Consider the following 21,936-nt stretch of genomic DNA (forward strand, 5'->3'; position numbering starts at 1 on the left):
TGGGTGAAAATTGTAATAAGCGCACTTTTTTCAGTATAACCGATAATTCATCAACTTATTTATTTTTCATTCCTAAGTGTCCTGATTCGCCGATCGTCGCGCAAAGCCTAGTCGAAATTGGGCGGGCCTCATAGGCGATAAGTCCAGGCGCATCTAAGTCGGGACTTATATCAATTCCGGTTGCATCGGAATTAATATCACCCGAAATCAGGATACGGCGAGTGCCTAAGTCCCTACAATAAATCTGGCGTAGGGAAACGGCACTGCCGTGTCCTCGCTTATCATTCCGGCGCAGCCGCCGGAATTGATATAACTTACCAAGGACTGCCGATAATGCTGAAAGCTGCCCAATAATACGGATGGGATAAATCTTTGCTGTCGAGTTTGGGGATGGAGGGGGGCAAGGGAATGTCGCCTCGGGCACTTCGCAGTTGACCGTCTTCGATCGTCACTTTGCCTTCGATCGCGGCAATTTGTGCTTGCCGCATTGCTTCAGCTTTAATGATTGGAGGGTCGTTTGGCCTGCGAATTCTTAACTGCTGGTAAAACTCTGTCATCAGGGCGAGAGTGCCCGCATCGCTGACGTACCACAGGCTGGCGAGGGCTGATTTTGCTCCCGATTGCAGCGCTAAACCGGCAAATCCGAGTTCTGCTTCTTTGTCTCCCAAGGCGGTTCTACAGGCGCTTAATACTAATAGTTCGAGGGGCGGATTGTTCCATTTTAAATCTCTCATTTGATCGAGACCCAGTTGGGTGTCCCAAAATTGAATGTAGGAGTTATTTGGGGTTCCTGGGCGGAATTCGGCGTGGGTGGCAAGGTGGATGATTCCGTATTTTTGTTGCAGTCGCTGGGATTGCAAGTTTACTATGGTGAAGTCTTGGTTGAGAAAGGATTGACCGGGCCACTGTCGGGCGATCGCACCTAGTTCTAATGGCACTGCTGGCAGCGGTTCTTTGTTCGCCGTTTCTGCGAAATCTGATGCTCCCATTGCTAGAACTTGCACGTTTCTGAGGTCGGTGTAATTGCTGTCTGTGAGTTTGAATGCGGGGATGCGGGCAAGACTGTATTTTTGGATCAGAAATTGCTTTCCGTCGTGCATTGCTGCTAGGGGTACGGTTCGCAAACCTGCGCCGACGCAGAACAGCAAGGTTTCAATTTTTGCTGTTTGCAAATCTGTTTCTAGGGGTGCAACTATCCATTTGTAGAGTTGTTGGGCTGGTTCTAGATAGGTGGTGGTGTTGAGTTTTACGGGGTTGGTGATTTCGCTACCTAATTCTTGGACTACTGAGAGCAGTTTCTCTTGTTTGGCTTCCGGGACGCTGCGGAGAATGGGCGGGCGATCGGGTAATATTAAGATTAATTCTAGTTGGTCGGTGCGCGGGATAGCGTAAATTAAAGCAGGTTTTTTCTTTGTTTGAACTGCTAGGCGGGAGAGAGTTTTTGATATGGCTTCGGCCGTTTTCGCACGGGTCTCAAAGTCTTGTTCAAAGTATGTTTGATAGTCTTCTTCCCAGCTTTCTTCGATTCTGGTTACGGCTTCGGTGAGGTTGCCCCGATCGAGCAAATTTCTCATTTCTTGCCCGTTAAGCCCGCCCTGGCCTGTGTTTTGGGCAATTGTAGCGAGGTTCGCGGTACTCCAGCAGAAAAATATTGCTGTCAAACAGTAAAAAATAGCTTTTTTAATTTTTTTCTGAGTCGTGTGTTTTTGGCGTTGCTGCTGGGATTGGTAGTGCATGATTTTGGGGCGGTTAAGGGCGCCGTTGGCGGCAGCAGTTGGCAAAAGTTTGGATGTAGGTGGGAATTTTGACTGTGCTGGCGATCGCCGCACGATTTTAGCATTCAAGACCAACCCCAAATATCTACCGTAGGGTGTGGATACCAGCAGCAACAGAGGCCCCGCACCCAGAAATTCGCGATTTATATAAATTTTTGTAAATTATGCAGGGGTTTTGCATAAGGCGGACTTACGCAAAAACCCAGTTTCTTCACGTAGTAAGTCCTGTTTTTTACCTAGCAGCCAGGTGCATTTAACTGAGATGTTGCACCATTCTCAATAATCCTTTTATGAACAGCCATCTTGCCTGTTCCACAAAAAATTCATCTTTTGTGGAACGGGCATCTTGCCCGTTCTTAAGAATGGTGCAAGATGTGAGTTTAACCAGCATTAGCTATACGGGCGTCTTTTAATTTTTGCGGCACATCCGCACTTCTCAGGTTGAATCTAGTTTGGTCTTGGTATTAAGTGAGGAATAACCTGCATCGATCGCCGATATATTGAGTTACCTCAGTAGATATATTCTCTGTATTTACTTATTTTAAAATAGTTATATTTTTTGCCCCAACTTACTTAAAGCTCGACTGGTTAATTGTTTGGTCTCGGATATCTGCCAGGTTATTTCGTACAATTCGTCTAAACTGCCTTTTGCCTAAGATTTTGCCTGAAAACCTCCTAATTTTTTAACATCATTGGCGGCGGTTGCCAAGAGTTGAGCAACATAAATAAAAACACGTAATTATTTAGAGGATTTTACGCTATGGGGTCGATCGCTTTTTCCTTCTTTTCTCCTAAATAAGTAAAGCCTTCTTCCTTCTGCTATACATTGTGTGCGATCGAACCGTGCCAAGTGCGATCGGACTGGGGAATGTGTCTTAGTATTTCTTCACATATCCTGATTTCGGTCTATGATATATGCCTTATGGCGTATTTGTGTTTAAAGCCCGTTACCGCGTACCGCTGATGAGTCAATCAACCAATTCACCGCTATCCCAACCAGTTTCTCGAAGAACCGCTCTCAAATTCCTCGGAGTCGGTGCCGCAGGCGGGCTGCTGGGCTACTCTCGATTTTCCAAGCCAGAACCCACCATTTTTGTGCAAGATTCTCTTGACTTGCCGCGACTGCTGAATAACCGCAAAACCGTTGCAGTTGTGGGGGCAGGCTTGGCCGGGCTCGCCTGTGCTTACGAACTCTCCCAGCGAGGTTTCGCCGTAACATTGCTCGAAAAATCGCCCCAACTCGGTGGCAAAATTGCTAGTTGGCCGATTCAAGTCGGGAACGAAACTTTTATGATGGAACACGGTTTCCACGGTTTTTTTCCGCAATACTACAACCTCAAAAGTGTGGTTGAAGAACTAGAAATTACCGATAACTTTGTATCTTTAGAATCCTACGCCGTTCTGTTTCGAGACGGCAAATACAAACCCGAAGTTTTTCGTCCCAACCATTCAGCTTTTCCCTGGAATATAGTTGACTTGGGGATATCTTCTCCCAATCGGCTTAAATGGGGAATCAATCTGACAAAACCCGCTCACTGGCAAGTATTTCGGGAAATAGGCGGTTTTCAGACTCAAAAAAGTTTTGAGAGACTAGACAATATATCCGTTGCCGACTGGGTAAAAGGTGAATTCCCGCGCGGACTTTATGACTTGTATTTTCTGCCTTTTGCCAAATCCAGCCTCAACGCTCCCGACGAATTGAGCGCGGGAGAATTAATGCAATTTTTCCACTTTTACTTTTTCGGAAATCCAGAGGGTTTGGCCTTCAACGGCACGCGGCAAGATATGGGGACGAGTTTGGTGCAGCCTATTGCCAGAGCCATTGAAAGTAAAGGTGGCAAAGTATTGACAGATGTCGCAGTCAGTGAGATTCGCTGGGAAAACGGCAAGATTGATTCTCTGAGTTACCAGTCTGGAGACGTGCAAAGTAAAATACCTTTTTGGGTGAAGCGAAACGCGCTGTTAACTGACAGCAACTCTACCGAATATTTCGGCGCTGGGGACAGCGTATTTGCCGCCGCACCGTCGGGAAAAGAGGCAATTTCTCTGAGCTGCACTCACCAAGGCTGCACAGTTCAGAAACAAAACGACGGTCAATTTCACTGTCCTTGTCACGGGGCCGTTTTTGATGCCGAAGGGCGAGTGGTGAGCGGGCCTGCTCAGCGGGATTTGCCTCGATTTAAGGTAGTCGATGAAAAAGCAGATGAAATACAGTTAGTAGCAGCGGTTAAGCAATCGCAGCCGCAAAATTTGGCGGAAACATTGAAGGCGGATTACTATGTTTTTGCGGCCGATGTTCCGGGGATGCAGCATTTGTTTAGTTTGGCTAGCGGTGAGGTAAATCCGCAGGTGCAGAGTCGGATCGAGAGCTTGAAAATAGCCGATCCGTTTGCCGTGGGTCGTTTTTGGTTCGATCGCGAATTTCCCTGGCAACACAGCAATTTCAGTTCGCTTTCCGGTTACAAACTGACTGACAGCATTACGCTTTACCACCGAATTCAGGATCAGTTCATCGAGTGGAATCAGAAAACTGGCGGTAGTGTTGTGGAACTACACGCTTATTGTTACAAGGAGAAGGAGTTTCCGAACCAGGAAGTTTTACTGGCCACTTTTGAGCAAGAATTGTACGAAATTGTACCGGAATTAAAAGAGGCAAATATGCTGCACCGGGAATTGGTAAATCAAAAGAATTTCTCTGGATATCCGCCCGGTAGCTATGCAGAACGACCAGAAACTTGCTGCGCTGTTCCCAATCTTTTGTTTGCGGGAGATTGGGTAAAAATGCCGTTTCCGTGCGGTTTAATGGAAAGGGCAGTGAGCAGCGGTTTGTTGGCCGCTAATGCTATTTTATATCAGGAGGGTTTGCAGAGGCGATCGCTCTTGACGGTGAATCCCGAAGGCGTGTTAAAAATCTAAGGTTTGCAGCGGGGCGGGTTTTATAAATCGTCAATTATCGGCTGGTATCCTCGGTGAAACCCGCCCCCTGTCATACCCTTTTAGATTTTAGATTAGAGATTTTAGATTTTAGATTTGAAGAAATGGGAATGACTGATTTAATAAGGGTTTGGAGCTTTCCTACAGTTGCATTCTTTTTTTAAGATGAGTTACGGTTTGTGGGGGTGGTTTCGCTGAGGGGAAAAGGCAGAGCTTGCCAACAAAAAAAATATCTACGTTGAGGGGGGTGGATATGCGGTTAAAATATTATTGAATGAGTATAAAGCAATAATAGATGCTAAATAGTAACTGCAAAATTCGCAATAAATCTGTAACCTTTGATGCTTTTGCAACAGAATACGATTTCGCCGCCACCTTGCAAAACCAGAACGATTTCTTTACTAAAAATCTATCGACCAGCAAAGGTGCAGTATTAGATATTGGCTGTGGATCGGGAATTCTTGCTTTTGAATTAGCCCAGTATTACGATAATGTTGTCGCCGTCGATTTGTCAGCAAAAATGCTAGATATAGCCCGTCAAAAACGCTCAGCCCCCAATATCGAATACATCCAAATGGATGCCAGTCAATTAGCGCTAGATCGCCAATTTGATTTAATAGTTAGTGCTGCTACTTTTCACCACCTGCCCAACCTCCCCGCCGCCCTTGATGCAATTAAAAAAATGTTAACTCCGCACGGAAAAATCGTGTTTTTAGATAATATTTCGGAGGTCGAAACACCTGCTACAATAGGTTACATATTAGGTGCTACGAGAGATTTTAGACTCGACTGTTCCACCTACGGATTTCGCAATGCTTTAAGATTATTAAAATTTCGATTGTCGCCAGGGTGGTTGAAGCATTTAGCTAGCGATAGGTATTTGTCAGAACGGAAATTTAGAAAAATTTACGGTCGTTGCTTTCCGGGCTGTTATTTTGTAAAATTGGGTTGTTTTATGGGCGTAATTTGGGAACATTTGTAATGCAAAACAACGCGATAAAATCAGAATCTGCAAGGGGACAAAAAACTCACATCCGCCAGTTGGGCATTAATCTCGATCGCTGGTATGCGATCGCCCGCAGCAGCGAGGTGGAAACTGGGCCCGTCGCTGCGAAAATCTGGAATCGGGCGATCGTACTTTTCCGCGACAGTTCAGGCAAAATCAACGCTTTAGAAGATAGATGTCCGCACCGGCAAGTTAAACTCAGCCACGGCAAAGTTAAAGGCGACTTAATCGAATGTGCTTACCACGGATGGCGGTTAAATGCAAGGGGAGAATGCGCCGAAGTCGATTATTTAGCAGAAAACCAAAAGCTACCTAACTGCAAAATTCGCTCCTATCCTGTCAAGGAACAAAACGGTTTTATCTGGCTGTTTCCCGGCGACGAAACCCAAGCAGAAAAAACTCATTTACTGGATTTGCCAGAGTGGGAACATCTCAATTATATTGCCACAGTTTCAGTCATCGACTGTCAGGCCCACTATTCATTTTTAATTGAAAACTTGATGGATATGTACCACGGACACTTGCATGATGATTGGCAAGCTTGGGCAAACCCGGTGTTAGATACTTTAGACGAAGATGAGCATCAAGTAACAGCGCGCTATCAGGCCCAAAGTTATTACAAAATAGATAAAATCTGGTCAATTTCTCAGTTATTTTTTAAATCTTTGCGCCGACTGCACCCGGAACCGCTGGAGGTGAGTTATGTTTACCCGCACTGGGTTTCAACTTTGGGAAGCGACTTTAAAATTTACTGCTTGGTTTGTCCGGTTAGCGAGACAGCAACTCGCGCTTATTTAATTCACTTTACCTCATTAAATGCGTTTTGGCGGCTGCATAAATTGCCTGTTTGGTTTCGCAAGTTTATCAAAGATAGTTGTTTCGGTGCTGCTCAAAAGTTATTAGATGGTTTGGTGCGGCAGGATGTGTTAATGATTGAGGAAGAACAGCAGGCTTTTTTGCATAATTCAGAAAGAAAGAGTTATGAATTAAATCGGGCTTTAGCTAGCGTGCAAAAGTTGATGAGAAGTCAGGCGGAAAATGGATAATTCAGGATCAGATTGAAGCCTGAACAGGCTAATATGTATATTTCACAAAAATCATGGAAGTATAACCGAGGGAAATTCGGCTAGTCCTGAACGCAGAAATTGTATTTGGATGCGCTAGGATTTAGACTAAAAGTTACTTTAAAAGAAGATGAATTGGCGGGGAATGAAACCCAGCGCAATTCATCTGCGTTAATCCGCGTGCATCAGCGGTCAAAAAATCTAAATTCCGCCAGCAAAAACTTTACTTTTTAGGTTGCTGCTTCTGGTAAACGCTGACAACTTTATCCGCATAAGTAGCAGTTGCACCACTTTTGCAAGCTGCGGAGTCCCCAGTCATCCACCAGCAAGCGGCGCGGCGTACAGCGGTTAATTCATTGTTGCTGCTAGCTTTGTATTCGTCGCGCAGCAAATCGCCCACGATACAGGTAACAATTGATTTGGCTTTTGTCGCGTCGGCCTCAAATTGTTGGGGTGTTAAATCTTGTTTGGTACAGAATTTTGCCCAGCGGGAAATATTCCCTGGCAAAACTTGCCACTGACTGTACATTCCGTCATTTGCTGCTTGTGGCGGGGCGGCTTGTCGCATTGCTTCTACGAGGGCGGAAACTTGCGCGTCGGTGACTGATTGCGCTGTGGCTGGAAGTGCTTGCAATCCGAGGCTAATTATCAGGCTGCCGAATAGTAGATTGGTTTTTGCGATCGATTTACAATTCATTCACAATGCCCTGTTTGATTTAAACTTTGTTTCCTCAAACAAGGTTTACTATTTTGTCTATCGAATACCTCTGTCTTAAGTATGATTTATTTGCCCACTTAATGCACTGTCGATCGCCCTTACGATAGAAATTGTTAATCAAGTACGATAAAATCATGGAAGTACAACGAGAGAGAAATTCGCAACTACCTGAGAGCAGATGGGACAAATCCTTTTGAAGATTGGTATAACTCGCTCCGGGATACCACAGGCAAAAATAGGATTCGGTTAAGGCTTAAGCGAGTCATGACTGGTAATCTAGGAGATTGTAAGCCCGTCGGAGAAGGAGTTTTTGAACTCAAAATAGACTCTGGCCCTGGATATCGGCTTTACTTTGGACAAGTGGGGCTGACAATTGTACTTCTGCTAATAGGTGGAGATAAGAGAAAGGAAAGAGCAAGATATTGGCAAAGCTATTCAATATTGGAGAGACTATGAAAGACGTGAAAGCACCAACGAGTAGGAGTTACCAAGAATTTCTGATCGAATCTCTGAGAAATGCCGAAGAAGCAGCAGGTTATATCGAGGTGACATTGACAGAAGCCAGCGATGAACCTAAATTGCTCCAAATGGTACTCAAAGACGTTGTAGATTCTCGGCTAAAGTTCAACAATTTATCAGAGTCAGCTCAACTTCAATGGGAAAAACTTGACAAGATGTTGACAGAAAGTGCAGGTTCGGAAATTTTCTCCTTTGTAGAATTGCTCGAAGCGTTAGGATTTAAACTAGAAATTAATATGGCAGATATTGAGTTGTCTGCTGAATGTACTACCGATCATCGCCCTACGATAGAAATTGCCGAGCAAGTCCGATAAAATCATGGAAGTACAACCCAGGGAAATTCGACGTTACACTACAGCAGAGGGTAGGGCACCATTCACCGAGTGGCTTGATGCCCTCCGCGATCGGAATGTTAGAGTTAGAATCAAATCTAGGCTTGACCGAGTTGAGCAAGGTAATCTCGGAGATTTCAAGTCAGTGGGACAAGGAGTTTTTGAACTCAGAATTAATTATGGCCCGGGCTACCGCCTCTACTTCGGACAAGTCGGCTTGACAATTGTGGTAATCCTCATAGCTGGGGATAAAAGCACCCAAGAACATGACATTCGACAAGCTATAGAATACTGGACAGATTATGAAAAACGTGAAAGCACCGACAAGTGATAGCTACCGCGAGTACCTAATTGAATCTCTCAAAGAGCCGGAAGAAGCTGGTGGTTTTATCGAGGCTATTTTGGAAGAAAAAGACCCGGAACCCGCACTTTTGAGAAATGCCATCCGAAAGGTGATTGAGGCTCGAATCAGGATGAATGCTCTTTCGGAGCCAGCTAAGCAGCATCACGAAAAACTTGACAAGATGCTGACAGAAAGCGGCGGATCGGAAATCTATAGTTTGGTAGAATTGCTCGAAGCATTAGGATTTAAACTAGAAATTACGGTCGCAGATACTGAGTTGTCGGCTGACTCGGAATCAACGGATTTTGGGCAATCAGAGTTATCGCCAGAACCAGTAGTAATTAATCCCAGTTAATGAGTAAATCGCGCCCTCACCCTCCCCTCACAAAATCTAACAATCGGTGAGCCATTTCTAGCTTGCTGCAAGGTGCTATTTCTACTTGCTTGCCGGCGGCATTAATTAATATTGCTTGATTGGTATTGCTGCCGAAACCTGCACCTATTCGATCGATCGGGTTTGCGGCAATTACATCCAGTTTCTTTGCCCGCAATTTCTCCAAAGCTGGCTTGACAATATCCCCAGTTTGTGCTGCAAACCCGATTAATTTTTGGTGCGGCTGTTTCAAAATTCCCAACTCTGCCACAATATCCGCTACCGGTGCCAACGGTAAACTATTCGGGAGCGATCGCTTCGGCAATTTCTCACTACTGTACTCAGCCGGCTTCACATCCGCTACCGCCGCAGCCATCACCGTCAAATCCGCATCGTGAAAGCATTGCAGCATCGCCTGCCGCATTTCTTGTGCACTCGTAACGGCGATCGCCCGCACACCTGAGAGCGGCAATTCGCCAGTTATACTGTGTACCAGCGTCACTGTCGCGCCCCGGTGCTGTGCAGCTTGCGCCAAAGCTATACCCATTTTGCCAGTGGAAGGATTGCCGATAAAGCGCACCGGATCGAGGTGTTCCCGCGTTCCTCCCGCACCGATCAACACCCGAATGCCCGCTAAATCTCGATCGCCCTTCGCATACAACAGCGATTCAATATGAGGCAAAATCTCATAAGGTTCTGCCATGCGGCCGACACCCGCGCGATCGCACGCCAGCATTCCCGCCCCCGGATTCGCAGCATGATAGCGCCGATAACTCAACACTTCCCGCCAATTCCGCTGCACCGTCGGCTGTTCCCACATATCCGTATTCATCGCCGGCGCCAGCAAAATTGGGCAATTAGAAGCTAAGACAGTATTAGTCAGCAAATTATCAGCAAAACCCCCCGCCAACTTAGCCAAAGTATTAGCTGTCAGGGGAGCAATAACAAAAACTTCCGCCCATTCTCCCAGTTGAATATGCAGGGGGCGCCCGTGACTTGCTTGCCAAAAATCTTTGTCAGTAAAAGCAGGATGGCGGCACAGAGTAGCAAAAGTCAAAGGCGTGACAAACTCCCCGGCGGCATCAGTAAGAATAGCTTTAACTTCAGCTCCAGCTTTCGCTAAAGTTGAAACTACTTCGCAAACTTTATAAGTTGCAATCCCGCCGCTAACCCCGATTAAAATTCGTCTGCCCTTCATGATTTTTGGTAATACAGCAACCTTCGAGGTTATGAGAACTTGATGAATTCCTGAAACCATTGCGGAGAATTGCCCGATCGCATCTCCTCATTCCTTCTTCCTTCTTCCTCATTCTTTCTTCCTTCTTCCTCATTCTTTCTTCCTTCTTCCTTCTTCCTAATTCCTTCTTCCTAATTCCTTCTTCCTAATTCCTTCTTCCTAATTCCTTCTTCCTAATTCCTTCTTCCTTCTTCCTTCTTCCTTCTTCCTTCTTCCTTCAGCCCTAAAAAAGAATCAAGAAAGAAATTAAGATAAAGACAGACTAAAATCCCTCATTCATCTGTTTAATCCGCAACAAAATATGCTGCTAACTTCTTCCTCAATTCCGTTGAAAATTTTGAGCTAGATTTTTCAGTCTATGCTTCGTCGTAGGCTTCCATATCCAGAAGGTGGAGATAAGGTTCAACCAGCTCCGGCCGCTGAAAAGCAAGCGATCGCAACAAATGCCAATCATTCAATCCCTCAAAAGGATCTGTATAATCGTCAACTTCCAAACGGACAGCCAATTCTGCCACGTCCTGAGAAGTAAGTACAGCAATATCGCGCGATGCTTTGGTTAAAGTTTTCATTTTTTTCCCCTGCCCGAGACTTCCGCCATACTATATACTAAACCTTTAATCAGATTTCGACACAGTTTCTAGAACAAAACTTCGCATTACCTCTATAACTTCCGGCAGAATCTCGTGTCCCATGTTAAATTCTCGATACTGCACCGCAGATCCCCAAGCCGTCAAACTCTCGCGCGATCGCGCAGCAGCACTAACGGGAACAATAGTATCTTGAGTACCGTGTACGATTAAAACAGGTGGCAAAGCACTCCCAGCAACTGGCGAAATCTGGTGTAAATAACCACTAAGACAAATTAAACCAGCTAGGGGCAAAGTCAATCCCACATCTAGAGTCATCGCTCCGCCTTGAGAAAAGCCACCTAAAATCGTGCGAGACAAAGGCACGCCCGTGGTGCTTTCCAAAGACAGCAAAAATTCCCTCAGCAATTGCCGGCTTTCTACCAATCCCTGAGCGTCTTTGCTTTGAAGGTTATACCACGCTTTGCCGCTCGTTACCTGGGGATGGGGAAAGGGGGCATCGGGAAACACAAACTGATAATCCGGCAAATTGAAAAAGGGTGCTAAGGAAGTCAAATCCCGAGCATTAGCACCCCATCCATGTAAAGCGACCATCAAAGCGACAGGTTTGCGATCCGTTGTGGGCGGTATGCTAATAGATTGTAAAGACATCGTAGTTAATAATTGGTAATCTGGCCTTGCTACAATTATAAATTGTTACGACTGGTAAAACCCCAGATATTTGTTTTCGGCAATATTCCACTGGGGATTAGCACAGGTTGGCTAATAACTATAATAGTTGACTGTTGACTGTTGACTGTTAACTGTTAACTGTTAACTGTTGACTGTTAACTGTTAACTGTTGACTGTTAACCGTTGAAAGTAGAGTGCGACATCGCGCCTTTCCAAAGTAGAGTGCGGATAGTTCACCTTTTCTAAACAGGAATTAGGGAGCATCTCCTATTTGTAAAAACACTTCTTCTGGCTCCTTCCTTCTGCCTCCTTTCTTCTTCCTCTTTCCTCCTGCCTCCTGTCTCCTTTCTCCTTCTTTCTGCCTCTTTCCTCCTGCCTCCTGCCTTCTGCCCCCTGCCCCCTCCTGCCTCCTGCCTCCTGTCTCCTGTCTCCAATTTATAGCTGGGCTGCTTTCATTGAGATGCTCCCAGCAAGACTCCGCTAGAAGCGAGATTTGTTCCGCTAATTCCAATTGACCGAAAGCATCCAGGATACAAGCCGCCATATTAATTTATAAAAAAATAAAAAAACTTTTATCCGATAAACAAGCCCCCGAATTTATCCGTGGGGTCAATCTAAAATCTAAAATCTAAAATCTAAAATCGTATGGCCCCTACCGCAGGTGAAACCTTAGAAACAGATTGCTTAGACTGTTGCCGCACCGGCACCTCAATCCAGAATTCAGTTCCCTCTCCCGGAGCCGATACACACCTGAGCGAACCTTGATGTTTGTCCACTATTTGATAGCAGATAGACAATCCCAAGCCAGTACCTTTGCCTACAGGCTTGGTAGTAAAAAACGGATCAAACAAACGTTTTTTGACATTCTCCGTCATGCCCGTTCCATTGTCAGCGATTCGCACGCATACACAATTAGAACTTAAAAGTTCAGTGCGAATCCGAATAGTAGGTAAAAATGCAGAATTAGAGGGGTTTTTTTCGATGATTTTTGGATTTTCTGGATCAGATAAAACATCAATAGCATTGCTCAAAACATTCATAAATACCTGATTTAATTGTCCCGCCCAGCACTCCACTAAGGGCAAATTTCCGTATTCTTTGATGAGTTTAATGCCAGAAAAATCAGCTTTTGGTTTCAGCCGACTATCCAAAATCATCAAGGTGCTGTCAATGCCTTGGTGAATGTCAACCGACTTCATGTCAGCTTCATCCAAGCGCGAAAAATTCCGCAGAGAAAGCACGATCTGGCTGATCCGTTGAGCACCCATATTCATAGAGTTTAGGATTTTAGGCAAGTCTTCACTGATAAACTCCAAATCAATATCTTTTAGTTTCGCTTGCACTTGGGGCGTTGGGTTGGGATATTGCTGCTGGTATATTTCCACAAGTTCCAGCAAGTCTCTAGTATATGCGCCTGTATGGATCAGGTTGCCAGAGATGAAGTTGACAGGATTATTAATTTCGTGGGCAACTCCAGCCACCAACTGCCCCAAGCTGGACATTTTTTCAGTTTGGATTAGTTTAAATTGAGCTTCCTGCAAATTTTTTAGTGCTGTTTCTAGTTCAGCGGTGCGCTGTTTTAGTTGAATTGTACGATCGTACACTTGCTGTTCTACTTTTGCAGTACGTTCTAGAGACATCAACAGGTAAATCGTCAAGCTGCCAGTCATCAATAGCCCGATCGCACAAATTGCCAGCGAACCCTGATGCGTCCTCATACTCTGGTACCCCTTCCCAGGCAAAACTAGCAGCTTCCACTGGCGGTCTGCTACGTTAAATAGGCGAGTGCAAGCACTAGGATTTTGACAGATTTTTCCCCGGATATTAGCTAACTCTGGCTTTTCGTATTTTGGGTTATCTATCAACTGCTTAGCTTGTGAGTCGTAGCGCACTAGAAAGCGTTCTTTCTCTATAGCAGAGTTGTCATAGAGGTAAAAATTAATCTTGTCTAAATTTAGCGATTCTAAAGAGGAATCGACCATACTGGTGATCTGAAACAGACCCGCAATAACTCCCATTAGGTTTTGGCGGCCGTTGACCGAGTTATCTGGAGAATTTGTGCGGCGGGGTACTGGTAGAAATACTTGCAATCCCGGTTGATTGTTGCTGACTAATCTAATCCGCGCGGAAGCAGCTATTTTCCCGGTATTCACCGATTTCTCTAAAGCTGTTTTGCGATCGGGGCTGGAGGCAACATCAAAACCGATCACTTTGTTATCTTCTTCTAGTGCTTCTCTGTAAATAATGGGAAAGTATTCCGATCGCACTTTTGCTTTGACCTGCTTTTTGTCAGGAGTTCGTTCGTAAATTTGAAATGCCGGAAAACCTTCGGCTCGAATTTTCCGTTCATAAGCTGCTTTTTGGGCAGCCGGCACGCGCCGAATCCAGTTAACAGAATGTATAGCAGAATTTCGGGCAAGTGCAGGTTGAGTGAATTCCTTAAAATCTTCTCTGGTAACTTCAGTAGATGCCCTGTAGAATCCTTCAAGTGAGTACAGAACTTCTAAATTTTTATTGATGCTTTGCTGCAATGCCGCATTCAGGCGATCGGCTTGCTGATGAAATTCAGCTTGCATTCGTTCGTTTTCCGAATGCCACACAACGGCTGCGGCTGCCAATGACAAACTCGTACCTGTGCAAAGAGTCAGCGCTGCTGGAATGTAACGACGGTGCGACTGTAAACTTTCGGTCAGCGAATTAAACCAATTGCTCGCAACATTCATATTCCCACACCTTGTGCCACCGGAGTGCAATTCGTTTAAGGACTTTTGAAATTCCTTGATAGCACGATCGACAGCGCACCAACCAGATTGTCTCAAAACTTACGATCGCAGCAATAGGACTTACCGTAAGAAACCCAATTTCTCCGAAAATCTTGGTGTGGTAACGAGAAATTTGGGAAGAAAGCGGGTTTCTTAGCAATAGTGCATCCACGACTGAGGAATGGAAACCAATTGTAACTAAGTGTAACGAAGCGAGTTCAAATCTGGGCGCTCCCCAACTTCCTGCCCCGGAAGAACCTGGGAACGAGAAAAAGCCTTGATCTGGTGGGGCGGGTACTCAATACCCGCCCCACAACGCCAACTTAAAGGTGGAACAGCTTACAAAACAGTCCCTATTTCCTTCAAATAAACCCGTGTAAACGGTTCATCATCCCCCAGAGTATACTGTTCGATCAATCCCTGGCGGCGAAGAGAAATACTATTTCCTTCCCTCACCACAACAGTATCGTCATCAGTGCTTTCTCTGACCAACATCATCTCAGTTTCTCCCGGATTGTCCAGCACCACCATATTGCTGCCCCGATAAAACATTCCCTCAGCTTCCAAAATCTCTTCTGGATATTCAGCAATTAACAAATCGAGCTTGGGATTCCGCAGCAAACTTTGCAAGTTGAGATGGTAATTCTTATTCAAAACTTTTTCCGAACGGTTAACAAAAAGTCCACCGCGACAAACAGCACCGATTGTCCAATCGGGATGTTGCAACAGAATATGGTCGATGGTTTCTTGTAGGTCATGTACCGAAATTCTGTTGAAAGTAATAATCGGAATTCTGGCGGATTTTCCCGATGCAAAGAAAGTTTCGATAATATGCGAAGGCACATCAACTCCTTCGCCGACAGCGGGGTTGAGGTGCATAAAAATTCCCGGCGCGGCATTGATCTCGATAATCCCAAAATTGCCTGTTTTCCAAGATTTGGCGAGAGTTTCTGTTATCACATCAATCCCCAAACAAGTTAACCGAAAATGTAGGGCGATATCTTGAGCCAAAACAATGTTATCCGGGTGAATAGTGCGGGTAGCGTCGATGCTGATGCCGCCTGCGGAAAGATTAGCGACTTTGCGTAGATACACAGTGCGATCGCGAGTTGGCACACTATCCAATGACAGCCCTTGTTCTTCCAGATACATTTCCATCGCTTCGTCGGACTGAATTTTGCTCATCGCCGAAGTTGGCGTATCCAAACGTTCTGGTTTGCGGTTTTCACGGCGGATCAATTCGCGAATTGTTGAGTCGCCATCACCTGTTACCGAAGCGGGCCGGCGTTCAGTTGCAGAAACAAATTTGCCGTCAACGCACAGCAGCCTAAAATCCGATCCTTTGATGCTGTTTTCCACAATTACTCGCACCGGGTCTGTTTCGGGAATGGCCTTAACTGCTCTTTTAAAAGCCGCCTGCAATTCCTCACCATCTCGGACATCTGCTGTTACGCCAATTCCTTTATGACCGACTACTGGTTTGATAGCAACTGGGTAGCCAATTTCTCTAGCAACTGCTAGAGCTCCGTTTTCTGTGGAGACGATATCGCCTTTGGGAACAGGAAATCCTAATGTAGCGAGAAAAGCTTTACAATCGTCTTTGCGCGTGGTAAAATCTGAGTCTAAGTGGCTGTCAGAATCAAAGGTAGTTGCAGAGCCGCGAACCAGTTTTTTACCGTACCCATATTGCATGAGTCCTTCATCCCACAAATAAAATGCGGGAATGCCTTTTTGGGATGCAGCTCGCATTAACGAATAAACTGTGGGGCCTCCGTAAACTGACTGCCGGAACATATTTTGCAGCGCGCCAATTTGTGATTCCAAGGGAAAGTCTTGATTTTGATTGATGGCTTCAAACCAATCCCAAACTGCGTACACTACTGCTCTGGCCGTGCGGGCGTGAAGTGCTTCTATGCTGATTCTGTTAAACTGAGAAAACGGCTTGATGTTCCAGTTTTGGAAGTGCAAACCCATGTCGAGTTTTGCTACTTCTGAGGCGGTACGGCCGAACAGTTGGGCATGGTTTGAGAAAGTTTCGTGCAGCAGTTGCGGGTAGCGCTCGCTAATAATTTCCTGGTAATGTGCGATCGGCAAAGGTTCGCTCGCCCCCGTCACCGCGAAATCAAAAACTAAAGCCGCGGTGTCTAAATAAGGGTTGGGCCCGATATAGTGTTTGAAGTTGAAAACATCAAAAATATCGGTTTTTCGAGCATTGACGCGGGCTGTTTCAGTGGTTTTTTCTTGCAGCATTTTCTAACCTCCTTTGACCTAATTTTTTACGGTAACTTTATAGTCGGTGCATGGGATACTACCTGCGGGCATAGATATTCCAGCAGTGAGACAAATACTCCGACCACTTCTGCCTTGAGTATTGCCCGAAAGGGGGAGTGGGAGAGTAGGGGAGATGGGGAGAGGGGGAGAGGGTGAGAGTGGGAAAATATTCCTTCTTCCTTCAACATCTGACTAAGTATTGATGACTAAGCATTGATAACTAAGCATTGCTAACTAAGCATTGATGACTAAGCACTTATGACTAATGACTACTTCTTTCCCCCCTCCCAAAAAAAAGCTATAACTTTTGAGAGGTACACTCTGTACTTATAATTGTTTATGACAGTGAAAGAAAATTTAAGAGGCAGCAAATTATGAAGATCGCACAAACTGCTCTCAGGGAAAAAGTTCACCACTTAGCTGAGGAAGCATTTCACCGGAAGCTAATTTCTGGCTACGGCGATGGTCAAAACAGCAACGAATATCAGATTGTCTGGAACGGCAAACCCAGACACCTACCTTTAGAACGGGCGAGTACCATATTGAGCAATTTGATCGATCGCTCGCACTAACGGGCGATCGGACTAATTGAGGACTTACGCTCATCAACCGGATTTCTACGAGCAATCAGAGGAGGATTAGCGAAGAATCGGATCAGAAACCGGATTGATCACCGCGCGCGCGTGGGCCCCATAGTTTAAGCTCATTTCTTGACCCCCCCTATCTCCTGTGAGGGGGGGTAAGTTTTTTGTGTGTGTCGATCATCGAGGATGAGTAAACTCCCATATCACCCTTGCTGTGTGCGCCCTGGAGGGGTAGAAGTCTGAGATATTTGTGTATCTAGATATACCTTTTGGCGGTTTTCGGAAAAAAGAAGTTTGTGTTTTAGTGAAATTATTAATAAATTAACAGTGGAGATAATATGGCGAGCAGCGAAATTCAGGGGAAGTTGCTAATTATTGGTGGCGCCGAAGACAAAGAGGGGGACTGCAAAATTCTGCGGGAATTCTTGCGCTGCGCCGGAGGCACTAAAGCCCGCATTGTAGTGATGACGGCTGCGACAAGCCTGCCGGGAGAAGTAGGAGATAATTACATCCGAGTGTTTGAGCGACTCGGCGCTGAAGATGTGCGAGTTGTTGACACCCAGAAACCGGAAGATGCCAACAATCCAGATTATTTAGAAGCGATCGAACAAGCCACTGGCATATTCTTTACCGGCGGAGATCAAGCGCGGATTATTACCTGCTTGAAAGACACAAAACTCGACGCAGCTATGCACAAACGCTTCTCTGAAGGAATTATCATTGGGGGCACCAGTGCCGGCGCGGCAATGATGCCAGACGTGATGATTATTGAAGGAGACTCGGAGACAAATCCCCGCGTTGATGTGGTAGCAATGGGCCCGGGAATGGGTTTCCTTCCAGGAGTTGTCATCGACCAGCATTTCGCCCAGCGAGGTCGTCTGGGACGCTTAGTTTCGGCACTCTTGCTGCAACCGGCCGTGTTGGGATTTGGTATTGACGAAAATACAGCTATTTTAGTCCACGGTGACGAGTTGGAAGTCATTGGCGCAGGCGCTGTAACTGTCATCGACTCGTCGGAACAACTCCACGACAATCTGGAGGGACTGTTGAAGGATGAGGCTTTGGCGGTTTGCGGGGCCAAGTTGCATATCCTCCCCCACGGATACCGGTTTAACTTGAAAACTCACCAGCCGGTGCTCCATAACGTAGCAACTACAGCAGAGAAAGAAAGGGCGATCGCCTAATTTACTTGCAACTGGCAAACCTCTCAAAAGTATGTAGGGTGTGCAGTGCACACCTTACCGCTGCAACGAAGTAGGATGGTTAAAAACCCAGTTTCTGTCTCCAAAGATAATAAAAAGAAGAGGATGTTACCTCTTCTTTTATTGCTGCAGTTTCAGATTTTTTAAGCACTTTTCTGTTCGCCAAAAATCGACTGCTGCCCTTCTGCAGTCGATATTAAATTCCACCCTTGAACTCTCAGCTTCTGATAAGTTGCCCATCCCTTAGAACCGCCCGGTTCCCGGTAATCGGATACAGCGAACTGCGGAAAAGCTGTATAAGGCCGCCACCCCTGACGGGCATCGGTGCGTAAGTGCAATATCTTTTCTCCATTGCGTCCCAATCTGGGCAACCAACACATTTGTTTTAGCATTTTTAACACTCCAGAGTTTTACAGTAACGGTAATTCGCCAACATCCCACATTAAACTTTTAGAGCCTTAGAGCTACTGCTCGGAATATCTAACGGGTAACAGGGACGAATGAGATTTTCACCAATTACCAATTACTGAGGTAGCAGCAGTCGTTAAAGCTGATTTGGGTTCTACAAAGTTTGCCGGTCAAAAACTATAAAACAAGTGCTACCAAGACATAAGCAAAAATAATCATTGCTATTCTCGGCTCAAACTTGGCTTAAAGTCCCAGGAAAACCCAGTTGAATAAAGGATTCATGTTTCTGGTTTCCCTTGCCTTCTAATTACACGCTCATCCTCGCTGTTTCCGCATAAAATGACATCTTTCTACGGTATTATTCCTGTAGCGTAAAAAATGTTTCTTTAGTTACAAATGTTAAATGTTGACCACGATTTATCTAGTTATCAAAAGTTAAATTACTTTTCATACAATACTTCGGACAGTTTTTGAGAGCCAACCGTAGAATAAGGGTTTCAAGGCTCTAAGGCAAGTTCGCTACCAACGGAAAATCTAGCGCTTCAGACTACTAACTAAAAACAGTCTCGACTATTTTTCATAAACAGCACTTAATAATTTTTAGTTACTTTAACTACATTTTTGATTAAAATCAGGTTTCCGGGTGCCTAGGGCTACACCTTACTCAATCGCTAGGGTTCGCACTACTAAACCCTCCGGCTGCGCCCCCAAGCACCTGACAACATAAGAGTTACAGGTTTAACTCTTAAGAACGATGGCGACAGATTTGCAAAATGGTAAAAATTAATACTAATCACACTTATAAGTTCTGCAAACAAGCTATTCATGGCCGCTGCAATTGAATTCAAACTCTTCGCCCCGAACAACAAAGCAGCTACACTGCGAGGCTCCTTTTCCAACTGGGCAGAAATTCCCTTAGAAAAAGATGACAAAGGTTATTTCCGCACTCACATTAAGTTAGAAGACGGTATTTATCAATACAAATTCCGAGTTCAGTCGCAAAGTCCAGATTTTGAACCCGACGAATGGGTAGAAGTCAATGACCCCTACGCTACTGAAATTGACCGCACTACTGATACAAGTACAGTTCGGATCAAAGCAGGCGCGCGAATTATTGATACCTATGTTTGGCAGCACGACGACAAAGAACTCCCCGATAATGAAGAATTAGTCGTTTACGAAATGCACGTTGCTGATTTTTCAGCGCCGGATGGTTCCCACAGTGGCGGTAAATTCCAGGATGTGAGGGAGAAATTAGATTATCTGTGCGATTTGGGGATAAATGCGATCGAACTAATGCCAGTTAATGAATATCCGGGCGATTATAGCTGGGGCTACAAAGTCCGCGATTTCTTTGCCGTAGAGTCCAGCTACGGTGCAACCGCAGATTTGAAGCAATTGATTGACGAGTGCCACGGACGGGGCATTCGGGTGATTCTGGACGGGATTTACAACCACTGCGATGAAGAATGTCCCTTATTGCTAATCGATCGCAATTATTGGTACTACCGCGACAAACACTATCCCGAAGATCCGGCTAACTACTGGGGCCCGGAGTTTAACTACGAAAATTTCGACCCAAAACTCGGCATTCGTCCTGCTTGGAAATTTATCGGCGATGTCGTTAATTTCTGGATTCAAGAATATCATATCGACGGCATTCGCTACGATGCTGTGCGGCAGTTGGACAATCGGGATTTCCTACACTGGATAACTCGTGAAGCGAAAAAAACCGCCGGCGACAAGCCATTTTACAACATAGCAGAACACATTCCCGAACTTCCCGAACTCGTGGCTGCGGACGGGCCGATGGACGGGTGCTGGCACGAAAGTTTTCGCATTTTTGCCATAGAAAATCTCGCGGGGAATACTTTCGATATCGAAAAGCTCAAGCAAGTTCTCGAACCCAAACAACAAGGCTATCAAACCACAACTAATGTGATCAATTATTTAGCCAGTCATGACCGCGATCACTTGCTGGCAGAAGCCAGCTTTCGGGATATCGATCGAGAAACGGCTTTTAAACGCGCTAAATTGGCAGCGGTTTTGTTAGTCACAGCAGTAGGAATACCGATGCTGTGGATGGGCGAAGAGTTTGGACAATCCACTCGGCAAACTCCCAACCAGCCGAATAAACTACAATGGTCTTTGTTGAAAAATCCGCCCAATCATGAGTTATTGGAATACTACAAACACGTGATTCGGCTGCGGCAACATTTGCCTGCACTTTATACCGACAATATTGAATTCATCCACGAAAATCCCGAAGCCAAAGTGCTGGCTTATTACCGCTGGAGCGATGAGGGAACGCGAGCAGTAGTTGTCGCTAATTTTTCGGATACTTATCTATCTAGTTACTGCATTCCTAAGTTTCCGGCTGGGGTAACTTGGCACGAGTGGATGTACAACAAAATAGTAGAAGTTGGGGAAGAAGGGTTTAAGTTTGATTTGCCGGAATGGTCAGCGCAAGTATTTGTTTGAGAGCGGGAGAATTATGTCTCCAGGCAGATGATGGGCGTAGTTGTACAACAGTAAATTGTATTTAGGATGGGCGCACAAAACTCAACAAACCTGGTTTTTCTACCGGGGCGGATGGCTGTAACGATACTTTTTTGTAAAAAAAACTCGGTTGCTGCATCCAAGAGTGCGATCGTAATTCCTGGTATTGAGAATAACAATTGCAGGGCGACTTGCCAACCGTGAATTAACACGTCAATTAACACGTCAATTAACACAAACTTTGTCGGAGGACAAACTCTATGGGCTGGTTAAAAAGATTGTTTGGTTTAGAAAAACTTGAAAATCAAGAAACAGTTGACGCTCCTGCTTACCAAGCACCTGTAGCTCAATCTCAAGCTCAAGCTCAACCTGCTGCGAGCGCTCAGACAATCCCGCCGGAACGCATGGGCTTGAACGGAGAATACGATCAAAGCGGTTTAGCTAAACGGGTGGCTCAGGCTTTCGATGCAAATCCAGATGTTGCGGATATTGAGACTGTTTATGTGGCTCAACTTGGCACTACGGTAGTTCTCAAAGGTACAGTTCCCAGTCAGGAAATTGTCAACAAGTTGGTGACAATTGCTAAAGGTGTTAAGGGTGCAACTGGGGTGGAAACTAATGAAGTTACTGTCGGCTAACGCGACGGTTAT

21 protein-coding genes are annotated in these 21,936 nt (G+C 45.4%); 11 read left to right on the plus strand and 10 right to left on the minus strand.

Going from position 1 to position 21,936, the window contains the following annotated elements; genetic code table 11:
• Nucleotides 1-314 precede the first annotated feature (314 nt).
• Complete coding sequence (locus QUB06_RS19930; RefSeq protein ID WP_445251405.1) at nucleotides 315-1,886, minus strand: CHAT domain-containing protein; 1,572 nt, start codon at nucleotides 1,884-1,886, stop codon at nucleotides 315-317.
• 852 nt (nucleotides 1,887-2,738) lie between these two features.
• On the opposite strand from QUB06_RS19930, the gene QUB06_RS19935 reads away from it, so the two are divergent.
• From QUB06_RS19935 to QUB06_RS19945, 3 genes are all read left to right on the plus strand, one after another.
• A complete protein-coding gene (locus tag QUB06_RS19935) occupies nucleotides 2,739-4,691 on the plus strand; it encodes an FAD-dependent oxidoreductase (RefSeq protein WP_333436764.1) in 1,953 nt (650 codons plus the stop codon).
• A 313-nt stretch (nucleotides 4,692-5,004) separates the two neighbouring features.
• On the plus strand, nucleotides 5,005-5,691 hold the full coding sequence (locus QUB06_RS19940) for a class I SAM-dependent methyltransferase (RefSeq protein WP_333436723.1): 687 nt from the start codon (nucleotides 5,005-5,007) through the stop codon (nucleotides 5,689-5,691).
• Complete coding sequence (locus QUB06_RS19945; RefSeq protein WP_333436724.1) at nucleotides 5,691-6,761, plus strand: aromatic ring-hydroxylating dioxygenase subunit alpha; 1,071 nt, start codon at nucleotides 5,691-5,693, stop codon at nucleotides 6,759-6,761. Before QUB06_RS19940 ends, QUB06_RS19945 begins: the two co-directional genes overlap by 1 nt.
• Before the next feature lie 241 nt (nucleotides 6,762-7,002).
• Here QUB06_RS19945 and QUB06_RS19950 read toward each other — a convergent pair whose 3' ends face one another.
• Complete coding sequence (locus QUB06_RS19950) at nucleotides 7,003-7,476, minus strand: hypothetical protein (RefSeq protein ID WP_333436725.1); 474 nt, start codon at nucleotides 7,474-7,476, stop codon at nucleotides 7,003-7,005.
• 189 nt (nucleotides 7,477-7,665) lie between these two features.
• Here QUB06_RS19950 and QUB06_RS19955 point away from each other — a divergent pair, with 189 nt between their 5' ends.
• From QUB06_RS19955 to QUB06_RS19970, 4 genes are read left to right on the plus strand one after another with little or no spacing between them, the layout of a single operon-like run.
• Complete coding sequence (locus QUB06_RS19955; protein ID WP_333436765.1) at nucleotides 7,666-7,953, plus strand: type II toxin-antitoxin system RelE/ParE family toxin; 288 nt, start codon at nucleotides 7,666-7,668, stop codon at nucleotides 7,951-7,953.
• On the plus strand, nucleotides 7,950-8,330 hold the full coding sequence (locus tag QUB06_RS19960; RefSeq protein WP_333436726.1) for a transcriptional regulator: 381 nt from the start codon (nucleotides 7,950-7,952) through the stop codon (nucleotides 8,328-8,330). Before QUB06_RS19955 ends, QUB06_RS19960 begins: the two co-directional genes overlap by 4 nt.
• A gap of 4 nt (nucleotides 8,331-8,334) precedes the next feature.
• Nucleotides 8,335-8,679 carry a type II toxin-antitoxin system RelE/ParE family toxin gene (locus tag QUB06_RS19965; protein ID WP_333436727.1) on the plus strand — a complete coding sequence of 115 codons (345 nt, stop codon included), beginning with the start codon at nucleotides 8,335-8,337 and terminating at the stop codon, nucleotides 8,677-8,679.
• Complete coding sequence (locus QUB06_RS19970; protein ID WP_333436728.1) at nucleotides 8,651-9,046, plus strand: transcriptional regulator; 396 nt, start codon at nucleotides 8,651-8,653, stop codon at nucleotides 9,044-9,046. The genes QUB06_RS19965 and QUB06_RS19970 overlap by 29 nt, the downstream gene beginning before the upstream one ends.
• A 16-nt stretch (nucleotides 9,047-9,062) precedes the next feature.
• Here the strand turns inward: QUB06_RS19970 and coaBC are convergent, their stop codons facing one another.
• The 6 genes from coaBC to QUB06_RS20000 all read right to left on the minus strand — a co-directional run bounded on the left by coaBC (nucleotide 9,063) and on the right by QUB06_RS20000 (nucleotide 16,572).
• A complete protein-coding gene (gene coaBC / locus QUB06_RS19975; protein ID WP_333436729.1) occupies nucleotides 9,063-10,262 on the minus strand; it encodes a bifunctional phosphopantothenoylcysteine decarboxylase/phosphopantothenate--cysteine ligase CoaBC in 1,200 nt (399 codons plus the stop codon).
• A gap of 395 nt (nucleotides 10,263-10,657) precedes the next feature.
• Nucleotides 10,658-10,870 (minus strand): protein IsiD, encoded by a 213-nt coding sequence (gene isiD, locus QUB06_RS19980; RefSeq protein ID WP_006632739.1) that lies wholly within the window; start codon nucleotides 10,868-10,870, stop codon nucleotides 10,658-10,660.
• Nucleotides 10,871-10,915: 45 nt separating this feature from the next.
• Entirely contained in the window at nucleotides 10,916-11,539 is a 624-nt protein-coding gene (locus QUB06_RS19985) for an alpha/beta hydrolase (protein WP_333436730.1), read from the minus strand.
• 274 nt (nucleotides 11,540-11,813) lie between these two features.
• On the minus strand, nucleotides 11,814-12,104 hold the full coding sequence (locus QUB06_RS19990; protein WP_333436731.1) for a hypothetical protein: 291 nt from the start codon (nucleotides 12,102-12,104) through the stop codon (nucleotides 11,814-11,816).
• A 91-nt stretch (nucleotides 12,105-12,195) separates the two neighbouring features.
• Nucleotides 12,196-14,283 (minus strand): CHASE domain-containing protein, encoded by a 2,088-nt coding sequence (locus tag QUB06_RS19995; RefSeq protein WP_333436732.1) that lies wholly within the window; start codon nucleotides 14,281-14,283, stop codon nucleotides 12,196-12,198.
• A 378-nt stretch (nucleotides 14,284-14,661) separates the two neighbouring features.
• Nucleotides 14,662-16,572, minus strand: a complete 1,911-nt coding sequence (locus QUB06_RS20000; protein ID WP_333436733.1) for an ATP-binding protein — start codon at nucleotides 16,570-16,572, stop codon at nucleotides 14,662-14,664.
• A gap of 395 nt (nucleotides 16,573-16,967) precedes the next feature.
• On the opposite strand from QUB06_RS20000, the gene QUB06_RS20005 reads away from it, so the two are divergent.
• Together QUB06_RS20005 and QUB06_RS20010 are read left to right on the plus strand one after the other, a co-directional pair.
• Nucleotides 16,968-17,165: a hypothetical protein gene (locus QUB06_RS20005; RefSeq protein WP_333057913.1), complete on the plus strand. Its 198-nt coding sequence runs from the start codon at nucleotides 16,968-16,970 to the stop codon at nucleotides 17,163-17,165.
• A 350-nt stretch (nucleotides 17,166-17,515) separates the two neighbouring features.
• The gene (locus QUB06_RS20010) at nucleotides 17,516-18,361 is read left to right on the plus strand and encodes a cyanophycinase (protein WP_333436734.1); all 846 of its coding nucleotides are present in this window, start codon (nucleotides 17,516-17,518) and stop codon (nucleotides 18,359-18,361) included.
• A gap of 161 nt (nucleotides 18,362-18,522) precedes the next feature.
• Here QUB06_RS20010 and QUB06_RS20015 read toward each other — a convergent pair whose 3' ends face one another.
• The gene (locus QUB06_RS20015) at nucleotides 18,523-18,771 is read right to left on the minus strand and encodes a hypothetical protein (protein ID WP_333104672.1); all 249 of its coding nucleotides are present in this window, start codon (nucleotides 18,769-18,771) and stop codon (nucleotides 18,523-18,525) included.
• 841 nt (nucleotides 18,772-19,612) lie between these two features.
• Between QUB06_RS20015 and QUB06_RS20020 the strand changes: the two genes are divergently transcribed.
• Complete coding sequence (locus QUB06_RS20020) at nucleotides 19,613-21,268, plus strand: alpha-amylase family glycosyl hydrolase (protein WP_333436735.1); 1,656 nt, start codon at nucleotides 19,613-19,615, stop codon at nucleotides 21,266-21,268.
• An 11-nt stretch (nucleotides 21,269-21,279) separates the two neighbouring features.
• Here QUB06_RS20020 and QUB06_RS20025 read toward each other — a convergent pair whose 3' ends face one another.
• Entirely contained in the window at nucleotides 21,280-21,522 is a 243-nt protein-coding gene (locus QUB06_RS20025; RefSeq protein WP_333436736.1) for a hypothetical protein, read from the minus strand.
• 24 nt (nucleotides 21,523-21,546) lie between these two features.
• Here QUB06_RS20025 and QUB06_RS20030 point away from each other — a divergent pair, with 24 nt between their 5' ends.
• Nucleotides 21,547-21,924, plus strand: a complete 378-nt coding sequence (locus QUB06_RS20030; protein ID WP_333042016.1) for a BON domain-containing protein — start codon at nucleotides 21,547-21,549, stop codon at nucleotides 21,922-21,924.
• The last annotated feature ends 12 nt before the right edge of the window (nucleotides 21,925-21,936 follow it).

This window comes from Microcoleus sp. D2_18a_D3, assembly GCF_036702455.1.
Taxonomy (GTDB): Bacteria; Cyanobacteriota; Cyanobacteriia; order Cyanobacteriales; family Microcoleaceae; genus Microcoleus.